12 protein-coding genes are annotated in these 14,563 nt (G+C 75.1%); 5 read left to right on the forward strand and 7 right to left on the reverse strand.

Annotation, left to right across the window (positions count from 1 at the left end; translation table 11 throughout):
- The first annotated feature begins 534 nt into the window (after positions 1 to 534).
- The 3 genes from B9L22_RS13690 to B9L22_RS13700 all read left to right on the forward strand — a co-directional run bounded on the left by B9L22_RS13690 (position 535) and on the right by B9L22_RS13700 (position 3,795).
- Positions 535 to 1,896: a glycine betaine/L-proline ABC transporter ATP-binding protein gene (locus tag B9L22_RS13690; RefSeq protein WP_081895783.1), complete on the forward strand. Its 1,362-nt coding sequence runs from the start codon at positions 535 to 537 to the stop codon at positions 1,894 to 1,896.
- Positions 1,893 to 2,762, forward strand: coding sequence for a proline/glycine betaine ABC transporter permease (locus B9L22_RS13695; protein ID WP_061267508.1), 870 nt, complete (start codon positions 1,893 to 1,895; stop codon positions 2,760 to 2,762). Before B9L22_RS13690 ends, B9L22_RS13695 begins: the two co-directional genes overlap by 4 nt.
- 97 nt (positions 2,763 to 2,859) lie before the next feature.
- On the forward strand, positions 2,860 to 3,795 hold the full coding sequence (locus B9L22_RS13700) for a glycine betaine ABC transporter substrate-binding protein (protein ID WP_086150796.1): 936 nt from the start codon (positions 2,860 to 2,862) through the stop codon (positions 3,793 to 3,795).
- 159 nt (positions 3,796 to 3,954) lie between these two features.
- Here B9L22_RS13700 and B9L22_RS13705 read toward each other — a convergent pair whose 3' ends face one another.
- The 3 genes from B9L22_RS13705 to B9L22_RS13715 are packed head-to-tail and all read right to left on the reverse strand — an operon-like array spanning position 3,955 to position 5,993.
- Entirely contained in the window at positions 3,955 to 4,143 is a 189-nt protein-coding gene (locus tag B9L22_RS13705; RefSeq protein ID WP_021479800.1) for a Trm112 family protein, read from the reverse strand.
- On the reverse strand, positions 4,140 to 5,597 hold the full coding sequence (locus tag B9L22_RS13710; protein ID WP_086151010.1) for a phosphomannomutase/phosphoglucomutase: 1,458 nt from the start codon (positions 5,595 to 5,597) through the stop codon (positions 4,140 to 4,142). The genes B9L22_RS13705 and B9L22_RS13710 overlap by 4 nt, the downstream gene beginning before the upstream one ends.
- Positions 5,598 to 5,639: 42 nt before the next feature.
- Positions 5,640 to 5,993 carry a DUF3499 domain-containing protein gene (locus tag B9L22_RS13715; RefSeq protein WP_009863301.1) on the reverse strand — a complete coding sequence of 118 codons (354 nt, stop codon included), beginning with the start codon at positions 5,991 to 5,993 and terminating at the stop codon, positions 5,640 to 5,642.
- 145 nt (positions 5,994 to 6,138) lie between these two features.
- Between B9L22_RS13715 and B9L22_RS13720 the strand changes: the two genes are divergently transcribed.
- Positions 6,139 to 6,717: a metallopeptidase family protein gene (locus B9L22_RS13720; protein ID WP_336244565.1), complete on the forward strand. Its 579-nt coding sequence runs from the start codon at positions 6,139 to 6,141 to the stop codon at positions 6,715 to 6,717.
- Positions 6,718 to 6,724: 7 nt separating this feature from the next.
- Here the strand turns inward: B9L22_RS13720 and B9L22_RS13725 are convergent, their stop codons facing one another.
- From B9L22_RS13725 to B9L22_RS13735, 3 genes are all read right to left on the reverse strand, one after another.
- Entirely contained in the window at positions 6,725 to 8,470 is a 1,746-nt protein-coding gene (locus tag B9L22_RS13725) for a DUF5719 family protein (RefSeq protein WP_086150797.1), read from the reverse strand.
- A 5-nt stretch (positions 8,471 to 8,475) separates the two neighbouring features.
- Positions 8,476 to 11,841: a glycosyltransferase gene (locus tag B9L22_RS13730; RefSeq protein WP_086150798.1), complete on the reverse strand. Its 3,366-nt coding sequence runs from the start codon at positions 11,839 to 11,841 to the stop codon at positions 8,476 to 8,478.
- Between the two features lie 132 nt (positions 11,842 to 11,973).
- Positions 11,974 to 12,303 (reverse strand): WhiB family transcriptional regulator, encoded by a 330-nt coding sequence (locus B9L22_RS13735; RefSeq protein WP_021482334.1) that lies wholly within the window; start codon positions 12,301 to 12,303, stop codon positions 11,974 to 11,976.
- 178 nt (positions 12,304 to 12,481) lie between these two features.
- Here B9L22_RS13735 and B9L22_RS13740 point away from each other — a divergent pair, with 178 nt between their 5' ends.
- Positions 12,482 to 13,270: a TIGR03089 family protein gene (locus B9L22_RS13740; protein WP_086151012.1), complete on the forward strand. Its 789-nt coding sequence runs from the start codon at positions 12,482 to 12,484 to the stop codon at positions 13,268 to 13,270.
- Positions 13,271 to 13,291: 21 nt separating this feature from the next.
- Here the strand turns inward: B9L22_RS13740 and B9L22_RS13745 are convergent, their stop codons facing one another.
- Complete coding sequence (locus B9L22_RS13745; protein WP_158097210.1) at positions 13,292 to 14,560, reverse strand: M15 family metallopeptidase; 1,269 nt, start codon at positions 14,558 to 14,560, stop codon at positions 13,292 to 13,294.
- Between the last annotated feature and the right edge of the window lie 3 nt (positions 14,561 to 14,563).

Consider the following 14,563-nt stretch of genomic DNA (forward strand, 5'->3'; position numbering starts at 1 on the left):
GGTGGCTGCCGATGACTGGTCGGTTGCTGCGCTGGGGGCTCCCGTCCGCGCGGGACGGGACCGCGGCCCGCCCGGTCCCAGCCTACCGAGGACGACGCCGTCCGGCCGGGGCGCGGACCGCCCGGTCCCGCAGCACCACCGTTCGTCCGGCGCGCGCGCCCGGGCGCGCGCGTAACACGAACGCTTGACCATCTCAAGATCACGAAGGGATAACGATCCCGGTTCCGCCGTCATCCGCGCCATTCCAACGATGTTCGGTCAAGAATCGTCCTGGAATCGCCCCCGGTGCGGGGGTCCTGGGTAGAAGTTGAACCTCGAATCAGGCAGGGTGGGCGCGAACCGATTGACATCGGATCAGCGTGAGGCCCTGTGTGCGCCGGCCCCTGCGGGGGCAACCGGCCGGACGCGCCACCCCAGGGAGGACGTCCTCGCACCCGGGGCCTCCTGCCGTGCCCTCTCGTCGAGCGCCCGCACCCGGGTGCTCCGGAGGGGCGTGACGCTGGTCCACGACCGGAAGGTGGCGACACCCACCGCATGACAGCTCTCAGCACACCCGTGCCGACCGACCCGGCCGCGCACGCCGGTGCCGCGACCGTCGGCACCGACGACCGCGCGACCGCGCTCTCGGTCCGCGACGTCTACAAGGTCTTCGGGCGCCGCCCCGTCGAGGCGATCCGCCGCCTCGAGCAGGGCGCGAGCCGCGACGACGTCAAGCCGCTCGGCACCGCCGCGGTCATCGACGCGTCGTTCGACGTGAAGCAGGGCGAGATCTTCGTCGTCATGGGCCTCTCGGGCTCCGGCAAGTCGACGCTCATCCGCATGCTCAACGGGCTGTGGAAGCCGACGTCCGGGCACGTGCTGCTCGGCGGCACGGACCTCGCGCAGGCCGACGCCAAGCAGATGCGCGCGCTGCGCCGCAAGCACGTGTCGATGGTCTTCCAGCACTTCGCGCTCCTGCCCCACCGCACGGTGCTCGACAACGCCGCCTACCCCCTGGAGATCCAGGGCGTCGGCAAGGCGGAGCGCCGCGAGAAGGCCCGCACCGCGCTCGGCCTCGTCGGGCTCGGCGGCTGGGAGGACTCCCTGCCCTCGCAGCTCTCCGGCGGCATGCGCCAGCGCGTCGGGCTCGCCCGCGCGCTCGCCGCCGACACCGACGTCCTGCTCATGGACGAGGCGTTCTCCGCGCTCGACCCGCTCATCCGGCGCGAGATGCAGGAGCAGCTCCTCGAGCTCCAGCAGACGCTCGGCAAGACCATCGTCTTCATCACGCACGACCTCAACGAGGCGATGCACCTCGGGGACCGGATCGCCGTCATGCGCGACGGCCGGATCGTGCAGATCGGCACCGCCGAGCAGATCCTGTCCGACCCCGCGAACGACTACGTCGCCCAGTTCGTCGCCGACGTGGACCGCACGCGCGTCCTCACGGCGTCGTCCGTCATGGTGCGCCCCGCCGTCGTCGTCCCGCTCTCCGGCGGTCCCCGCCAGGCGAGCCGCACGATGCGCGAGGCGCAGGTCTCGGCCGCGTACGTCGTCGACCGCCAGCGCCGCCTCCAGGGCGTCGTGCGCGACGAGGACGCGGTCGCCGCCCTGAAGAAGGGCCAGGACAGCCTCGACGGGCTCGTGCGCCAGGGCGTCGCGCCCGTCTCCCCCGACACCCCGCTCGCGGAGGTCTTCGCCCCCGCCGCGGAGTCGCCGCTGCCCGTCGCGGTCACGGACGAGCAGGGCCGCCTCGTCGGCGTCGTCCCCCGCGTCACGCTCCTCGAGGCCATGGTCCCCGGCGACCAGCCGAAGACCGGCGAGATCGACCTCGGGCAGACGCCCGTCGTCCAGGACGCGCCGGCGGAGGGCTCCGCCCCGCTCGCGGCCGCCCCGACCGAAGGCGGTGCCGCGTGAACGACACCCTCGTCCCCCGCATCCCGCTCGGAGAGTGGGTCGACGCCTTCGTCGGCTGGGTCACCACCACGTTCCGCCCGCTCTTCCGGTTCATCAAGGACGTCCTCGTGGGCGTCTACGACGGGCTCGACGCCGTGCTGTCCGGCCCGCCGTTCTGGGTCGTCGCGATCGCCCTCGCCGCGCTGGCGTTCTTCGTCAAGGGCTGGCGGCTCGCGGTCGGCACCCTCGTCGGCTTCGTCCTCATCGCGGGCGTGAACCAGTGGGACAACGCGATGGACACCCTCGCGCTCGTCCTGCTGTCCGCCGTCCTCGCGATCGCCATCGCGATCCCGCTCGGCATCTGGGCCGCGCGCAACGACCGCGTCTCCGCCGTCGTGCGGCCCGTGCTCGACTTCATGCAGACGATGCCGGCGTTCGTCTACCTCATCCCGACCGTCGTCATCTTCCTCACCGGGCCCGTGCCCGGGATCATCGCGACGATCGTCTTCGCCATGGCGCCCGGCGTCCGGTTCACCGAGCTGGGCATCCGGCAGGTCGACAAGGAGGTGGTCGAGGCCGGCCAGGCGTTCGGCTCGACCCCCGGCCGCATCCTGCGCCAGATCCAGCTCCCGCTCGCCCTGCCGACGATCATGGCGGGCGTCAACCAGGTCATCATGCTCTCGCTCTCCATGGTCGTCATCGCCGGCATGGTCGGCGCCGGCGGCCTGGGCGAGGACGTCGTCGCCGCGCTCCAGCGCGTCGACGTGGCGCTCGGGTTCGAGGCGGGCCTCGCCGTCGTCATCCTCGCGATGTTCCTCGACCGCGTGACCTCCGCGCTCGGCGACCGCGCCCCCGTGGCGCGCGCCCTCGCCGCGGCGCGCGTCTGACCGCGCCACCCACCGTCCCCGGCCGCACGCCGGGACCCTGCCCACGCACCCGCCGTCGGGCACCCCGACCGGGCCCCCCGGCCCACGGAAGGAACGCATGACCCCCGCACGCAAGCGCACCACCCGCACCGCCGCCGTCGCCGCGACCGCCGTCCTCGGCCTCGCGCTCACCGGCTGCGCGTCCGACTCCGGCTCGGGCGGCTCCGGCGACGGCGCCTCCTCCACCGGCGAGGACGAGACGTCGGTCTCCATCGGCATCCCGTCCGGCTGGGACGAGGGCATCGCCGTCTCCCACCTGTGGACCACCATCCTCGAGGACGAGGGCTACGACGTGTCGACGCAGACCGCCGACGTCGGCGTCGTCTACACCGGCCTCGTCGGCGGGGACTTCGACCTCACGCTCGACGTCTGGCTGCCCTACACGCACGCGTCGTACGAGAAGAAGTACGGCGGCGAGATCACCGACCTCGGCTACTGGTACGACGACGCCAAGCTCACCATCGCCGTGAACGAGGACTCCCCCGCGCAGTCCCTCGAGGACCTCGCGGCCATGTCCGACGAGTACGGCAACAAGCTCGTCGGCATCGAGGCGGGCGCCGGCCTCACCGAGATCACCCAGGACCAGGTCATCCCCACCTACGGCCTCGAGGACATGGACTACTCCATCTCCTCCACCCCCGCGATGCTCGCCGAGCTCAAGGGCGCGACCGACAGCGGCGAGAACATCGCGGTCACGCTGTGGCGCCCGCACTGGGCCTACGACGAGTTCCCCGTCCGCGACCTCGAGGACCCCGAGGGCGCGCTCGGCGAGGCGGAGAAGATCCACATGTGGGGCTCGGCCGACTTCGAGGAGCGCTACCCGACGCTGACGAAGATGCTCGGCGCGTTCTCCCTCGACGACGAGCAGCTGTTCTCGCTCGAGAACATGATGTTCAACTCCGACGAGTACGCCGACGAGCAGGCCGCCGTCGAGGCGTGGCTCGAGGAGAACCCGACGTTCGTCGACGACCTCAAGGAGGCCGCGGGCGTCTGACGCCCGACCACCCGCGCTCCGACGGGCCCGGCAGGGCCCGTCCCGGACGGGCTGCGGTCCCGGTTCGCCGCAGCCGTGCGGGCACCCTCGGTGCCCGACGCCGAAGGCCGGCTCCCTCGCGGGGGCCGGCCTTCGGTCGTGCTGCGGGACGAGGCGCCCTCAGAGCTCGCGCGCGTCGTCCTCCAGCAGCACCGGGATGCCGTCGCGCACGGGGTACGCGAGCGGACGCCCCGGGTCGGTCGAGTGCAGCTCCGGCTCGCCGGAGGGGCTCGTCCCGTCCACGAGGCGGGCGCCCGTCACCGGGCACCGCAGCGCCTCGCGCACCCAGGGGTCGATCTGCAGGCTCATGCTCGCTCCTCGTCGTCGTCCGTGCGCACGAGCGACAGGACGTCGTCGCGCACCTTGTCCATGATGTCCTCGTCCGCGGCCTCGACGTTGAGCCGCAGGAGCGGCTCCGTGTTGGACGCCCGCAGGTTGAACCACCACTGCGGGTGGGAGCCCCAGTGGGAGACCGTCAGGCCGTCGAGCTCGTCGACCTCGACGGGGCCGGCTCCCTGCTGGGTCACGTACGCCTCGACGACGCGCGCACGCGCCGCCGGGACGTCCGCCACGGTCGAGTTGATCTCCCCCGAGGCGACGTAGGGCTCGTACATCTCCGCGAGGTCGGAGAGCGCGTGCGGCTGCGACCCGAGCGCGGCCAGGACGTGCATCGCCGCCAGCATCCCGGTGTCCGCGAAGAAGAAGTCGCGGAAGTAGTAGTGGGCGCTGTGCTCGCCCCCGAACACGGCGTCGTGCTCCGCCATCTGCGCCTTGATGAACGAGTGGCCCACGCGCGTGCGGACCGTGCGCGCGCCGGCCGCCCCGAGGAAGTCGGGGACGGCGCGCGAGGTGATGAGGTTGTGGATCACGGTGGGGGTGCGCCCGGCCTCGAGCTCCTTCGCGACCTCCCGCAGGCCGACCAGTGCCGTGACGGCGGACGGGGAGACCGGCTCGCCGCGCTCGTCCACGACGAAGCAGCGGTCGGCGTCGCCGTCGAACGCGAGCCCGAGGTCGGCCCCGTGCTCGACCACGGCCGCCTGCAGGTCCACGAGGTTCTTCGGGTCCAGCGGGTTCGCCTCGTGGTTCGGGAACGTGCCGTCGAGCTCGAAGTAGAGCGGGACGACGTCGAGCGGCAGGGCGGGCAGTCCCGCGCCCGTGCCCAGCACGGCCGGCACGGTGTGCCCGCCCATCCCGTTCCCGGCGTCGACGACGACCTTGAGCGGACGGATGCCCGACAGGTCGACGAGGCCGCGCAGGAACGCCGCGTACTCCGCGAGCATGTCGCGGTCCGTGACGGTGCCGGGCTCCTCGGCGGCGGGCGGGAGACCGTCGTCCAGGTACCCCTCCGCGAGGGTCCGTACGTCGATCAGGCCCGTGTCCTGGCCGACCGGTCGCGCGCCCGCACGGCACAGCTTGATGCCGTTGTAGGCGGCGGGGTTGTGGCTCGCGGTGAACATGGCCCCGGGGACGCCCAGCACCCCGGACGCGTGGTAGAGACCGTCCGTCGAGCACAGCCCGATGCGCGTCACGTCGACCCCCGCGGCCGTGAGCCCCGCGGCGAACGCGTCGACGAGCTCCGGGCCCGAGTCGCGCATGTCGTGCCCCAGCACGGCGCTGGCCCGCGTGCCGGCCGGGGCCTCCGGCAGCACCACGGCCTGCGCGAACGCCGCGCCGACCGCCCGCGCCACCTCCGGGTTGAGCTGGTCCGGGACGGTGCCGCGGACGTCGTAGGCCTTGATGAGGGGGGAGAGGTCGGTGCTCACGCGGCCCACCCTACCGACGCGCGGCGGCCCGGGCGTGACGGCTCAGTCGGCCTCGGCGCGCAGGACCCGGAGGTGCCCGCGTCGTCCGACCTCGGTGACGTCCGGCGGCTCCGGCTCGGTGCGGACCTTGCCCGCCTCGCGGACGGCGTCGGCGAGCGCCGAGAGGTCGTCGTCGCTGGGACCGGTCTCGACGAACTGCGGCGACAGGCGCACGACCTCCCAGCCGCGCGGCGCGGTGAGCCGCTCCGCGTGCTCGGCGCACAGGTCGTAGCTGTGCGGCTCGGCGAGGTGCGCGAGCGGGCCCAGGACCGCCGTGGAGTCGGCGTAGACGTAGGTGAGGGTCGCGACGGCGGCACGGACGCACGCCGTGCGCGAGCACTGCCTGACGGATCTCACGGCCTGACCTTACGCCTTCCGGAGGGGTCCTGGAGACGGCACACGCCGTCCGCCCCCGCTCCGGGCCGTGGCTGGTCGCGGCCGGGTTCGTACCGGAGCCCGACGAGCCCCGGTGCGTCGGGCGGCGGCCGACTAGAGTCGGGGTGTGCGTGGCAACTCATCGTCCCCCGGCTCGCGCCCCGACCCGGCCGGCGCCGGGCGCCGGGCCCGCGACCGCTGGTCGCGTCGCAGCGCCGTCACCCCTCCCCCGGTCTCGTTCGACGAGCTCGTCATCCCGCCGCGCGCCCCCGGGCCGGGCGGCCACGGCCCGGTGCCACGACGGCGCGACCGCCGGGGACGCGGCATCCGAGGTCCTCTCCTCCCGCCGACCGCGCCCGCGAGCCGCACCCGCGCGGAGAAGTTCGACGACGTCGTGCTCGACGTCGTGGAGCGCGTGCAGCGCTCGTGGGCGAAGCAGCTGCGCGGGACGGAGTTCGCGGTGGAGGACGTCCCGCCGTCGGACCCGGCGCCCTGGGAGGACGGCGGCGTGCCGCTCGGCCGGTGCTTCCCGGCCGAGTCGGGCCAGCCCGCCCGGATCGTGGTCTACCGGCGGCCCGTCGAGGCGCGCGCGTTCGACGCCGAGGACCTCGAGGACCTCGTCCGCGACGTGCTCGTCGAGCAGGTCGCGCACCTGCTGGCCCGCACCCCCGAGGAGATCGACCCGCGCTACACGGGCGACCGCTGACCGTCGCCTAGCGTCCGAGCCCGGCCGTGTCCGACGCGCGGACCGCGACCTCGTGGGCGGCGGGCGCGTCCGTGACCGGCAGGAGCACCGACACGAGGCTCGGCGCGCCGTCGCCCTCGTCGCCGCTCGGCGGGCCGGCGCTCGCCGTGAGCGACCAGACGGGGAGCAGGCCGTCGTCCTTCCCGACGACGTCGACCGTCACCGCCGCGGGGACGGCCTCCGACCCCTCCGCCCGCACCGTCGCCGGGTCGAGCGTCTGCGTCGTGCCCGCGCGGAGGGTCAGGGTCGTCGTGCCCGCCTCCGCGCCGCTCTCGTCGTAGACGCGCACGAGGAGCTCGAGCGAGCCCGTCGGCTCGTCCTCGTCGGCACGCGCCGCAGGGACGGCGGCGAGCGTCAGCGCGGAGGACGTGCCCGGGACGAGCGCCACCTGACCGGCAGGGGACGTGTCGTCGGCGGACCCGGCGCTCTCGTCGGCGCTCTCCGCGTCCGCCAGGGACGGCAGCGGTCGCGCCGCGACCCAGGCGCGGTCGTACTGCCGCTCCTCGTGGAGCAGGTCGGGGTCCGGCTCGCCGCGGCGGTCGACGGACGCGCCGCCGACGACGGGGACGTCGGCGTGCACGGAGACGGCGTACGCGCCCGCGGGCAGGCCGCCGAGCGACACGTCCGTGACGACGCCAGGCGTGAGCGCGACCTCCTCGGCCCCGCGCAGGGGCACGGCGCCGTCCTCGCCGTAGACCGTGACGCGCGCGGTCCCGGCCTCCTCGCCCGGGGCGAGCAGGCGCAGCTGCGGCGCGTGCGGGTCGTCGACCGCCTCCCCGACGCTCGTGACGCCCGCCAGCGCGAGGTCCGTCGTCGGCTCCGCGCCCGGGACCACGTGGTCGACGCCGAGCGGCACGAGGCCGTCGAGCGTCGAGTGCTGCAGGTACGCCGACACGAGGCCGCCCGACGCGGCCACGTGGACGACCAGGCGGCGCTGCTCGGGGGCCGCCGCCTCGACCAGGGTCACGACCTCCTGGCCCGGACCGACGAGCTGCTGCCCGCCGCCGGAGAGCACGACCTCGCCCCCCTGCCCCCAGACCTGCACCTGGACGACCGCGGGCGTGAGACCGGGGTTCTGGAGCACGAGCTGGGAGCTGCTGCCGATCTCGGTGCTCCCGCCGACGAGCCACTGGCTGATGCCCGGCCGGGAGCAGCTCGCCGCGGCGAGCCCGCGCAGGTCGCCGTCGGTCGTCACGGAGCCGACGGACGCGGCCACGCGCGGGGACGAGTCCTGGGCGGGGCGCACCGTCAGGACGGTGCCGTGCGCGGGGTCCTCGACGTCGCCCACGGTCACGTCGGCGCCCTGCCCGCGCGCGAGGTCCTGCTCCTCGAGGTCGCCGCCGTCGAGCACGCCGAGCCCGGCGGTCCCCTCGCCCTCGACCACCGCGCGCAGCCGGCTGGTCGTGCCGACCGGGGCGGGACCGAACTGCGCGTCACCGACCGTCTCCGGGTCGGTGAGCCGCGCCGGGCCCGGGCAGACCGAGACCTCCTGGGCGGGCTCGACCGTGACCTCCTCGACGGGGTCCGCCGGGGCCGGCGCCGCGGGCAGGAGCGCCGCGCCCGTGCTCCCGAGCACGACGACCGCGCCCACCGCCAGGATGCCGACCAGCCCGGCGCCCGTCGTCGTGACGCGGCGCACCACCGCCCGGGCGCGCCCGGGGCGCGCGTCCGTCTCCGGAGCCTCGTCGTGGCTCGTGCCGTTCGTCGTCGTCACCGTTCCTACCTCGTTCCCGCGCGACGGCGCCGGACCGGCACCGCGAGCAGCACGTACACGACCAGGGTCACGCCCGCCGCCGCCATCCAGCCGGACCGGTGGTCCGCGGCGTGGTACACCTCGAGCCGCCCGGCGTCGGTCCCGAGGGCGAAGGCCTGCAGCCCGCCGGTCGTCGCCGGGTCGACCGCCTCCAGCGGGCGGCCGTCGAGCGTCGCGCGCCACCCGGACGACGCGTCCTCCGCGAGGACGACCTGCCGGTCCTCAGCCCCCTCGGGCACGGTCGTGACGACCGGGCGCAGCGCGTCGCGGTCCGCGGCCAGCGGCTCGACGCCCGCGCCGGACTCGACGCGCGCCCAGGACGGCTCGCCTCCCTCGGGCACGACGCGCCAGAGCAGCGCCGAGCGGCCCTCCGTCATGCGCTCGAGCCCTGGCACCATGTCGAGCCGGGCGACGAGCTCGGCCCGCGCCTGGTCCTCCGGCGCGGACGCGGGCAGGAGCACGGCCCCGACGCCCAGACGGCCCAGGCCGTCGGCGACGTCCGCCGAGGTCCCGGAGACGAGCTCCGCGACGAGCCGGGGCAGCTCGCCCTCGGTCACCGCGGGGTCGGCCGCCTGCCACGCGTGCACGACGACCGACGAGTCGACCGCCTGCGGACCGTCCGAGCGCAGTGCCGCGTACTCGACGACGCCATCCGGACCGTGCTCCAGGGTGAGCACGCGCGCCTGGCGCGGCGAGGACTGCATCTGGCGGCCGACCGGCGGCACCACCGGCTCGGTCGTGGCCACGACCGAGCCGACCCGGGCGTCGTCGCGGTCGAGCACGCCCACGGTCCAGGACGCGGCGGCCCCGAGGGGCAGCAGGGTGACGACGAGCGCGAGCGCGACGACGGCGCCCGAGCGCCAGGCCGGGGCCCCGGCGCCGGGCCACCGCGGGGCGCCTACGAGCGCGGCGCCGAGGAGGGCGAGGAGCGCGAGCGACAGCCCGGCGCCGGGCCACCCCGTGACCGGGGCGTCGGGCGACGCCCCGGCGGCCACGACGGTCGACCCGGCGAGGACGGCGGCGGCCAGCCCGAGCGCCGCGACGAACCACGCCCCCACGGCCAGACGGCGGCCGCGCAGCACGGCGAGCACGGCGAGCACCACGACGACCGCGCCGGCGGCGAACGGGGCCCAGCGCGCCAGGAGGTCGCCGGCGCCGACCCCGTCGAGCCCGAACCACGCCTCGGGCGCGGTCGGCAGCCCCAGGAGCTGCTGCCACGGCGCGGCGGGCGTCGCCGCGACCGGCGCGCCCGGGTCGGCGAGCAGCAGCCGCCACCCGCCGTCGCCCGCGGTGCGGGCCACGTGCACGAGGAACGGGGCGAAGAGCACGAGGGCCGGCACGGGGACGAGGGCGAGGTAGCGCCGGTGCGCCCGGACCCCGAGCGCCACGACGACGAGCACGACCACCCCGACGGGCAGGAGCACGGGCGCCCCGGCGACGGCGACCGCGAACAGCAGGCCCGCGGTGGCGGCGGCCGCGAGCGACCCCGGCTCGCGGCGCGCGCCCCGGCGGACGACGTCCGGCGTCGGGGGCGCGACGACGTCGAGCCGCTGGAGCCCGAGCGCGCGGACGACCGCGAGCGCGAGCCACGGGAGGGTCGCGTGCACGAGGACGGCGCCGACCCGGCCGGCACCCACGGCGGTGAGGAGCGCGGGAGCGGCGACCCAGACGAGCGTCGCCCAGGCCCGGAGCGGCACCGAGCGCGTGAGCGCGCCCGCGGCGAACCACGCGCCCAGGCCGGCCGCCAGGAAGCACGCGGGGACGAGGAGGTTCACGGCGGTCTGCGTGGCGCCGCCGGCGAGCAGGGACGCCGGGACCAGCGCGGACACGAACGGGTCCGCCGGTGCGGGCGCGCCGAGCCCCGTGGTGACCCAGCCCGTCGTCGCCGCGCGCCACACGTCCCCGAGCGTCCCCGTGGCCGGGAGCAGCGACCCGCCGACGAGCCGACCGCCCGCGAGGAGAGCCCCCGCCAGCGGCCCGAACACGACGGCGGTCAACCCCGCCAGCACGACGGCGGCCCCGGCGAGCCCGGCCCGACGCCGCACCGCGAGGGCGCGCAGCTCGCGCCGCTCGATGTCGGTCGGCGCCCACGCGGTGCGCCGCTGCTCGGCGCGCGCGAGCCGGCGGTCGCGCCGCTCGACGAGCACCTCGCGCCACGTGCCGCGCAGCGGGCGCAGCGCTCGACGCGGGAGCGTCCGGGTCCGGCGCGCCACGCGGCGCGCCCGCACGACGGGCCCGACCCGCGCGAGCGCCCACAGCGGCGCGAGCAGCTCGTCCCGGGTCTGCCCCGGCTGCTTGACGAGCAGCCGGAACGCGGCGTGGAAGGGTGCGCCGACGACCATCGCGAGCGCGACGAACGGGAGCCACGGTGCCGCGACGCCGACGAGCCGCGCGTGGAGCTGGGAGTGACGGCGCGCCGCCGACGACGCGTCGGGGTCCGGGGCGGGGAGCGCCGTCGTCCCGCGCCGGCGCTCGCGCAGGCCGAGCAGGGAGGCCTGCGCGTGCCGCACCACGGCCGACGGTACGACGACGACCCGGTGCCCCGCGAGGCGCGCCCGCCGGCACAGGTCCAGGCCGTCGCCGAACGGGCCGAGCTCGGGGTCCGTCCCGCCGAGCTCCTGCCACACGGCCCGCCGCACGAGCGCCCCGGCGAGCCCGACGGCGAGCACGTCCTCGCGCGCGTCGTGCTGCCCCTGGTCGACCTCGTCCTCGTCGATGCCGGTCAGGCGGCGGCCGAGCGGCGTCGTGGTCACGCCCACCTCGACGAGGCGGCTGACCGTGCCCGGCTCGAACGGTGCCGCGGGCTGCGCGTCGGTGCCGGGCACCCAGCGCTCCTGCTTGGGCCCGGCCACCGCGACCGCGCTCGAGTGCTCGACGGCGCGCAGCAGCTCGGCGAGCGCGTCGGGCGCAGGGGCCGAGTCGTCGTGCAGGAGCCAGAGCCACGTGCCCGGCTCGACGTTCGCGAGGGCCGTGTCGACCGCGTCGCCGAACGAGCGGGCGCGCGGCGCCGCGACGAAGCGCGCGTCCCCGAGCTGGAGGCCCTGGTGCTCGCTGCTCGCGTCGCCGGTCGCGGCGTCGACGACGACGACCTCGTGCGGGCTCGTCGTCTGGGCGCGCAGCGCCGCCAGCGTGTGGGCGAGGAACGGGGTGCGGCCGCGCGTCACGACGACCGCCGTGACCGTGGTCACGACGGGCAGCGCGCCCGTCACGGCGGCGACGATCCCGGGTGCCGCGACGACGCCCGGCACGGCGGCGGCGCGCGCGGCGGCCCCCGGCGTGACGTCGCCGGGACGGGCGCTGCGCGCGGACGTGGTGAGGTCGGAGGAAGTCATGTCCCGTCGATCATGCGACGGACACGGCTCCAGGCGCGGCATTTGCGCGCCCCGGTGTGGCGGGTGTCGGCCACCCGTCACGACGGCGCCTGCCGACGACGCCGACGAGCCCGCCGGGCCGAGGCCCGGTCGTCAGACGACGCGGCGCTTGAGCTTGCGGCGCTCCCGCTCGGAGAGCCCGCCCCAGATGCCGAAGCGCTCGTCGTGCTCGAGCGCGTACTCCAGGCACTCGGCCCGGACCTCGCAGCCCGTGCAGACCTTCTTCGCCTCGCGCGTGGACCCGCCCTTCTCCGGGAAGAAGGCCTCCGGGTCCGTCTGGGCGCACAGCGCACGCTCCTGCCACCCCATGAGCGAGTCGTCGACCGGCTCACCGAAGAGCGGCAGCACCGGTGCCACGCGCTCCACCTCTCGCTCAGCGTCGGAGGGGAAGACCCCGCCCGTCCCGTCCAGCATGTTCCACATTGCTCGCCCCTTCATGCCGTTCGCCGGGCCTCGAGCGAGAACCAGGCAGGAAACTGCATTGAAGAAATTACACGCGTGTCATCCGCGGGCGTCAAGCCGAAATGTGATAGCCCCGCGGAGGCGGCGGGTGAAACCATCACATCTCGGGTGTCGATATCAGCACCCTAGGGTGGTGTCCATGGTGTCCGCTCCCCACTCCCCCGCCCCGCGCGGCGACCGTCCCACCCACATCGCTGACCTGCTCCGACTCGTCACGCGCGATCCCGGTCGGCCACGGCTCACGTGGTACGGGGACGACGGCGAGCGCGTCGAGCTCTCCGGCGCGGTGCTCGAGAACTGGGTCAACAAGACGACGAACCTGCTCGTCGAGGAATTCGACGCCGGTCCCGGAACGCAGGTCGTTCTCGATCTTCCCGTGCATTGGCGCACCGTCGTCTGGGCGTTGGCTGCATGGCGCGTGGGAGCCACCGTGGTCCTGGTCGACGAGAATGCCATCGCCCCGGGCACCACGCACGCGCAGGCGGACGTGGTCGTCACCCACCGGCCCGAGACGTGGACGGGATCGGGGTCGGAGCTGGTCGCCGTCGCGCTCCCGGCCCTGGCCCGCCGGTTCGACGTGCCCCTCCCCGCCGGGGCGGTCGACGCCGCCTCGGCGGTCATGACGTACGGCGACCACGTGGGCTGGGCACCGGAGCCCGAGCTCCGGCGTCCGGCAATCGATACGCCGACGACGACCCTCGCGCATGACGCGCTGATCCCTGTCTCCGAAGCGCCGCCGCACGCGCGCCCGCGCGTGCTCGTCGACGGCCGCGAAGGGTTCCTCGCGGCGACGTCCCGGATTCTGGCCGCCGCCGCCGAGGATGGCTCCGTCGTGCTCGTTGGCGCAGACGCCGCCCGGGTGCTGGACGATGACGCCGCACGGCGTGCCCGGCTCCTGCGCACCGAGAGGGTCGACGAACGAGACTGAGAACTGCCGCCGTACGTCCGATCAGCCCGTGTACTCGAAGTGCCAGTACTCGGGATTCGAGCCGTTCTGCCACGCCCACCGCGGCGCGTGCCAGCCGTAGGCGGGAGCGTTGGCCTTGAGCCACTCGTAGGACTCCGAGCCGAACCCGTGCTGCGACCCCTGGGCCGTGTCTATCGCGAGCCCCAACCCGTGGTTCGAGGTGCCCGGCACGGCGGCGACCGTGCCCAGCGTCATGCGGAGATAGACCTGCGTCGCGTACGTCCGGTACCCGTACCCCACCGCGATGGATCGTCCGAAACGCCCCCAGTACGCCGAGTTCAGCCTTTCCAGCTGGTACTGCGCGTCGCATCGGAGCAGCACGTTGGAGGTCCAGGACACGCGGCACAGGGCACTCGTGTCCAGACGCCCGTTTCGTCCCGCGTACGGTGTCGGCGAGCCGGCCGCCTGCCACTCCGCGAAGGTGAGGTATCGCTGGATGGTGGGCCCGGAGTACCTGATCCCCGGACCCACGAAGTCCTTCTCGAAGAGGTCGCCGGGCAGGCGTGGTGAGACCCGCGGAGTCGGAAACCCCTCCTTCATCCACTCGTCGTAGGCGATCGGTCGGCCCTGGCCGTAGCGCAGGTCGGACATACGCGCGATAGTCCCGTCCCAGGACAGCCTCACGAAGCCCTGGTTCCGCCGCACCGCCGGGGTGCGCTGGCCCGTCGCGGACCATTCGGCGAAGGTCAGCTTGTGGAGGCTCCCGTCCTCGCCGACGAGGAAGAGCTCGGGAGACGACTCCCACTGGTGGATCGTGCTGCCGGCGATCCAGCCGGCGGCGCGTGCCGGCGGACGCCCGGCAGCCGTCCATGCCTCCCACGTCAGGCGGTCCCAGTCCCAGTCGCTCGAGGACCAGTAGGTGACCGCGTACAACGTCGGCGACCAGGGATACCGCACATAGTCGGTCCACGTGCTCTGCGGCGTGGGCGATCCAGCACCGACCCACTGCGCATACGTCAACTGGCGGTGGCCGGAACCGTCGACGACGTAGATGACGGAGTCGTGCGGCTTCTTCACGTAGCGGACAGCAGCAGCACGGGACAGAGCGGCGGCGGGACCGGCGGGCTCCGTCGAACCAGTTGCCTCGGGCGCGTCAGGCGGTGCGGGCTCCCTCCGCTCGGGGCGGGCGGTGGTCGTGCGGTCCCCCGCCTCCGGGGTCAGCAAGGTTCCCGGCGTCGGCGACGACGACGGCGGCGCCAAGGAGCCGTCGGGAACGACGGCCTCGGCAGGATCGGCGGAACCGTCAGGCACTGC

The organism is Cellulosimicrobium sp. KWT-B (assembly GCF_002127155.1).
Classification (GTDB): domain Bacteria; phylum Actinomycetota; class Actinomycetes; order Actinomycetales; family Cellulomonadaceae; genus Cellulosimicrobium; species Cellulosimicrobium funkei.